The following is a 5,568-nucleotide window of genomic DNA, read 5'->3' on the forward strand; positions in this document are numbered from 1 at the left end:
ATTATTCAGATCAAATATCACCTCGTCGCCGCCTACGGCAAAATTTCGCTTTACAAAGTGCATTTTTTCATTAAGCGGATAGCGGAAAACCACGATGTCGCCGCGCTTTGGACCCTCGCCGCGGATGATATGCCCATCTCCGTCGCTATCAGGAGCCACCTGCCACTCTACAAACGGAATATGTGGGGTCGGGATGCCGTAGCTAAATTTTTTAACGAATAAAAAATCGCCCTCCAAAAGCGTAGTGCGCATCGATCCGCTGGGAATCACGAAAGCTTGCGCCACAAAAAGAATGACGAATAAAACGACGATGACCGTCCCCGTCCAACTTGATAAAAAGTGATAAATTTTGCTTAGTATTTTCATTTAGGCTCTTTGTCTTAAGCGATTTTTCGCCGATTTTATCGTATTGCTCAAAAGCATCGCAATCGTCATCGGCCCCACGCCTCCGGGCACGGGCGTGATGAACGAGCACTTAGGCGCGACTGCTTCAAAATCGATGTCGCCTCTTAGCTTGCCGTCCTCGCCGCGATTGATCCCAACATCGATCACCACTGCACCCTCTTTTACCATATCTGCGCTCACAAAATGCGCCTTGCCGACCGCGGCAACCAAAATGTCGGCGTCTGCGCAAAGCTGCTTTAAATCTTTCGTCTTGCTATGAGCGATAGTGACGGTGGCGTCGGCATTTAGCAGCAGGCTTGCCATCGGCTTTCCGACGATATTGCTGCGACCCAGCACGACGGCATTTTTGCCCGCGATCTGCACGCCGTATTCCTCAAGCAGGCGCATCACACCAAGCGGAGTGCAAGGCACAAAACCGTCCGCAAGCCCGCTAGTAAGCTTGCCTACGTTTATCGCACTAAATCCGTCCACATCCTTTTGCGGGCTTATTTTTTCTAAAATTTTATTCGTATCAATGTGCCTTGGAAGTGGCAGCTGCACCAAGATGCCGTCGATGCTCTCATCCTCGTTTAAATTTTCTATCAGTTCTAAAAGCGCCGCCTCGCTCACATCGGAGTTCAAGCGGTGCGCTACGGAGCGGATCCCACAGGCGGCGCAGGCTTTTTCCTTGCTCGCGACATAGGTCTTGCTCGCCGCATCCTCGCCTACCAAAATCACCGCCAGCGCGGGCTCTACGCCCTTTGCGGCAAGATCCGAAGCGGCCGATTTGATCTCCTCTTTTACCTTCGCGCTTATGCTTTTGCCGTCGATTAAAGTCATTTAAAGCCTTTTTGAGAAATAGGGAATGTTACCCTAAAATTTATAAAATTTAGATTTATTTAGCGGGATTTATGGGAATTTGAAGGAATTTTAAAAAGAATTTCGTCCTGAATTTATGCCTGCTCAAATAAGCCTAAATTTTATCGTCATTATAGACGAATGGACGCCTTGTCGCCGCTACATTCAAGCTGCAACGCTGCTAAGGCTCGTATTGCAGGCTTGAGAGCTTTTGTCCACGAATGAGCAAAAACTACAATGTTTCCATTTTCTCGCCGTTAAACGTCTCGTATCGTCGCCCGCCGCGCAATATACGCTATGCGTAATAGTAGCCTGTATAATGGTGGCTCGGTGCCTTATTTTGCTCTGGCTCTGGGGTATCTTGCGGTCCGCTCCTAGAGCAGCCGCATAGAAACAGCGCCGCGCACAGAAACAAAACGATCTTTTGCACCATATATCCTTATTCAAAATTTTTATAATTTTATCTTTGATTGGTTGCAAAATTTCATAAAATTTTTCAAAGCACTCATAAAAATTTTATCCCCTTTGAAATTTAAAATTTTGGCGAATTCTAACGACACAAATTTCGTCAAAATTTAGGCTTCGCGCAGCTTACAATCTCGCTAAAAAATTAAAATTCTGGCAACCCAAATCGTATTTAGTGCAATTTTACACGATGCGCGCCGTGCAAGAGATCGCGCAGCCTCCGCCCACGCACCGAAATACCGCGCAAAACACAACCGCGCCGCTCTGAAATTTTAAAATTTCGCCGAATTTTAAAGGCGCCGCGTTTAAATCTACTCGTTGCGCAGTGTTTGCAGTACGTCGATCTGCGTAGCTTTTTTGGCCGGATACCACGACGATAGCGCTACGATAAACACCGCGCCGATTAAAATCATCGCCAAATCGCCTAGCGAGAGCTCCATCGGTAGCTTCGAGCTTCCGTAGACATCGGCCGGCAGATTTACGATGTCGAAGCTTCCGAGCAGCCACACGCCGAATAAGCCCAAAATGAGCCCGAATATGATGCCGCCGCCGCCGATCGTGGCTCCGAGCGCGAAAAAGGTCCTTTTGACCTCTTTTTTGCTGGCACCCAGGCTAAGTAAAAGCGCGATCTCTTGGCGACGGTTCATCACGGTCATCAGAAGCGAACTTACGATATTTAGGCTTGCGACTAGGATTATTAGCATCAGCACGATGAAAAGCGCGCGCTTTTCAAGCGCAAGGGCGCTGAAAAAATTACCGTTTTGCTGCCACCAGCCCACGGCGTTAGTGCCGCTAGGAAGGCTTTTTTTGATGCGCTCCAGGTCTTTAAACGGATCGTTTGAAAAAACATGCACGCCGTCGAATGTCCCCTCGTCGTAGCCCAAAATTTTGGCTAGATCGCTCGCGTCCGCGTAGGAATACGCCTTGTCGTAGGCGATCAGCCCCGAGCTAAAATCCGCGCGCACGTCAAAGCGCTTCATCTTAGGAATCAGCGCAAAGCCGCCCGGATCGCTTTTTGTAAAGATCATCGTGATCTTACTGCCATCATCCAGCATAAATTCGTCCTTGATCCCGCGCCCTATCATGATGCCGTAGTCCGTTAGATTGGCGTCTTTGGCGCCTGCTGCGACGACTGAATTGATGCGCTTTTCATCGTTTAAATTTACGCCGAAAATCAGCCCACCCTCGAGCTTCTCGCCGCTTTTGGCGATGACTTGCGAGCTGATGTAGGGGCTAAAGATCAGATCGGGGAAGTCCGCTCGCAGCTCCTCCACGTCGTCTTTTGAAATGCCGCCGCGAAAATGGCTGTGGATCGTGATCGGGTAGTTCATCGTAAAGAGCTTGCGCTCGAATTCTTTATCAAAGCCGTTCATTATCGCCATTGCGACGATGAGCACCGTAAGCCCCACGCCGACGCCCAAGAACGCAAGCAGCGCCGAAAGCGTAATGAAGGGCTGAGAGCGGTCGAATCTGAGATATTTGAATAATAAATACTTTACCAAAAAGCCGTCCTTGTAAAATTTCACATAAAATTTAGCGCTAAATTCTATGTTAAATTTTAAGTATTTTAGAATTTTAAAATTCCAAAAACAGGCTTCACACCTTGGAATACTAAGTTTTAACTAATAGAATTTTACCTAGGTGTGAACTATAATCTTAAACACTCTTGAAATGTTTCAAATCCCAACGGGATAGAATTGAAATTAAATTTAAAGATAGCGGAAAATGGGCTTTAACTCCCAACGGGATAGAATTCTACTCTATTGTTTCTTGCACTTTGCTTGATTGCTAGCCGGTTTCAAACCGCAGCGAGTTTTAAAAATTTAAAATCGCGCTACAATCTATTTTTATACACAAATAAAATTTACCCCGAGCGATATCGGATACGACAAACCAAACAGACCTCTTTACCAAAACTTCGAAATTTTAAACCCAAATTCTAAATTTTAAAATTTCAAATACGCGCAGTGTCCTAGCCGCGTATTAAATTTAAGTATCACGCGCTGATCGGCTTGCGTTTTGCCGCACGGCACACCGAAACGGCGCTGCGAAAACAAGTAGCCAAAGGCACCAAGTGCGCTTTGAAATTTTAAAATTTCAAAACTAAAATTCCGTCCCATCGCGCAGCTTTGCGCACCGTTCGCGCCGCCTCGCGAACAAGCTCTTTTAAAATTTCTGTCCGCGCCGCCTGGCGATAAAGCCTCTTTTAAAATTTTATAACGCCTTTCGCCCTCGACCGATCCGCTAAATACAAAAACAAAGCAAGATCCAAAAGCGCCGATCGCGTAATGCTCGCAATCGAAATCACCGATCGCGCGATATTTACGACCGATCGTCGCGCTTACCTTGCAAAGCCACCTTTTTTCGGACCGCCCTTGCCGTGGCAGTCTTTGTATTTTTTGCCGCTGCCGCAAGGGCAAGGATCGTTTCGCTTAGGCTTTTTGTCGCCAAACTCGTCTGAGCCCTTTAGCTGCGCCTCATTCGTGCTTGCAGCGGCAAGCTCTTTGGCGTTCGAGCTCTCCATGCGCTCCTGCATCGCGCGCTGCTCGGCTTCGATCTCCTCCCTAGATTTAAACTGGATCGAATGCAGCAAGCGGATGCTGTCGGATTTGAGGCGCATTACAAGCTCCATAAAAAGATTGTAGCTCTCCTTTTTATACTCGGTAAGTGGGTCTTTGTGGTTGTAGCCGCGAAGTCCGATGCCCGCTTTTAGGATATCCATCTGATACAGATGCTCCCGCCAGTCGCGATCGACGATCTGTAGATAAAGCATCTTTTCGATACTTTTGCGCTGCTGCGGATCGATCGGCGCCATCTTGTTTTCATACGAAACGGCAAGCGCGCCGATGATCTTTTCTTTCAGCTCTTTGAAATCATCGACCTTCTCAAGCTCGCTGTTTTCGAGCACCTCGCCCGTTTCTTGAGCGATTTTGGCGACGATCGGGAATTTATCGACCTCTTTGATATTTGCGCCGTCGAAAATTTCAAGCTCCTCAAGCACGCTAGAGATGTACTCCTCGCGGTTTTGGATGATTTTATCTTTCAGATCGTAGTCGGGGTCCAAAAGCTCGTTGCGATATTTATAGATTGTCTTGCGCTGCTCGTTTGCGACGTCGTCGTATTCTAGGATATTTTTACGCGCTTCAAAATGCAAGCTCTCGACCTTTTTCTGCGCGTTCTCTACTGCGCGCGAAACCATGCCTGATTCGATATGCTCGCCGTCTTTCAAACCCAAGCGGTCCATGATATTTTTAATCTTGTCGCTGCCAAAAATTCTAAGCAGATTGTCCTCCAAGCTTAAGAAAAACCTACTCTCGCCCGGATCGCCCTGTCGCCCGCTTCGTCCGCGGAGTTGATTATCGATGCGGCGGCTTTCGTGGCGCTCGGTACCTAAAATATACAGCCCGCCCAAAGCACGCACTTCATCGTCTATGCGGATATCCACGCCGCGTCCCGCCATATTCGTAGCGATCGTTACGGCACCCTTTACGCCTGCGTCTTTGATGATCTGCGCCTCGCGCTCGTGATTTTTAGCGTTTAGCACGGAGTGCGCGATGTTTTCTTTGACCAAAAGCTCGTGCAGCTTCTCGCTCTTTTCAATCGACGCCGTACCCACTAGCACGGGCTGACCTTTGGAATTTAGCCGCTTGATTTCGTTTATGACGGCGTCAAATTTCTCGCGCTCGGTTTTGTAGATAAGATCATTTTGATCCTTTCTGATAACCGGCACGTTCGTAGGGATCGAGACCACTTCGAGTTTGTAAATTTGAGAAAATTCCGTCGCTTCCGTCTGCGCCGTACCCGTCATGCCCGATAGTTTTTTGTAAAGTCTCCACGGCGCCATTCGGATGGTTATCGAGC

The 5,568-nt window shown here is 47.9% G+C and carries 6 protein-coding genes; all 6 read right to left on the reverse strand.

The annotated features are described in order from the left end of the window. On the reverse strand, positions 1-366 hold a 366-nt coding region (gene lepB / locus Q0256_RS06320), incomplete at its 3' end, for a signal peptidase I (RefSeq protein ID WP_297961268.1). After that, entirely contained in the window at positions 367-1,224 is an 858-nt protein-coding gene (gene folD / locus Q0256_RS06325) for a bifunctional methylenetetrahydrofolate dehydrogenase/methenyltetrahydrofolate cyclohydrolase FolD (RefSeq protein WP_297961271.1), read from the reverse strand. A gap of 313 nt (positions 1,225-1,537) precedes the next feature. After that, the gene (locus Q0256_RS06330; protein WP_297961274.1) at positions 1,538-1,672 is read right to left on the reverse strand and encodes a hypothetical protein; all 135 of its coding nucleotides are present in this window, start codon (positions 1,670-1,672) and stop codon (positions 1,538-1,540) included. Between the two features lie 346 nt (positions 1,673-2,018). Then, positions 2,019-3,209 carry an ABC transporter permease gene (locus tag Q0256_RS06335; RefSeq protein ID WP_297961277.1) on the reverse strand — a complete coding sequence of 397 codons (1,191 nt, stop codon included), beginning with the start codon at positions 3,207-3,209 and terminating at the stop codon, positions 2,019-2,021. Positions 3,210-3,653: 444 nt separating this feature from the next. Then, complete coding sequence (locus Q0256_RS06340; RefSeq protein WP_297961280.1) at positions 3,654-4,121, reverse strand: hypothetical protein; 468 nt, start codon at positions 4,119-4,121, stop codon at positions 3,654-3,656. Then, on the reverse strand, positions 4,049-5,568 hold a 1,520-nt coding region (locus Q0256_RS06345; RefSeq protein WP_297961283.1), incomplete at its 5' end, for an SEC-C metal-binding domain-containing protein. The genes Q0256_RS06345 and Q0256_RS06340, both read right to left, overlap by 73 nt.

The sequence above is a fragment of the uncultured Campylobacter sp. genome (genome assembly GCF_937949835.1).
Classification (GTDB): domain Bacteria; phylum Campylobacterota; class Campylobacteria; order Campylobacterales; family Campylobacteraceae; genus Campylobacter_B.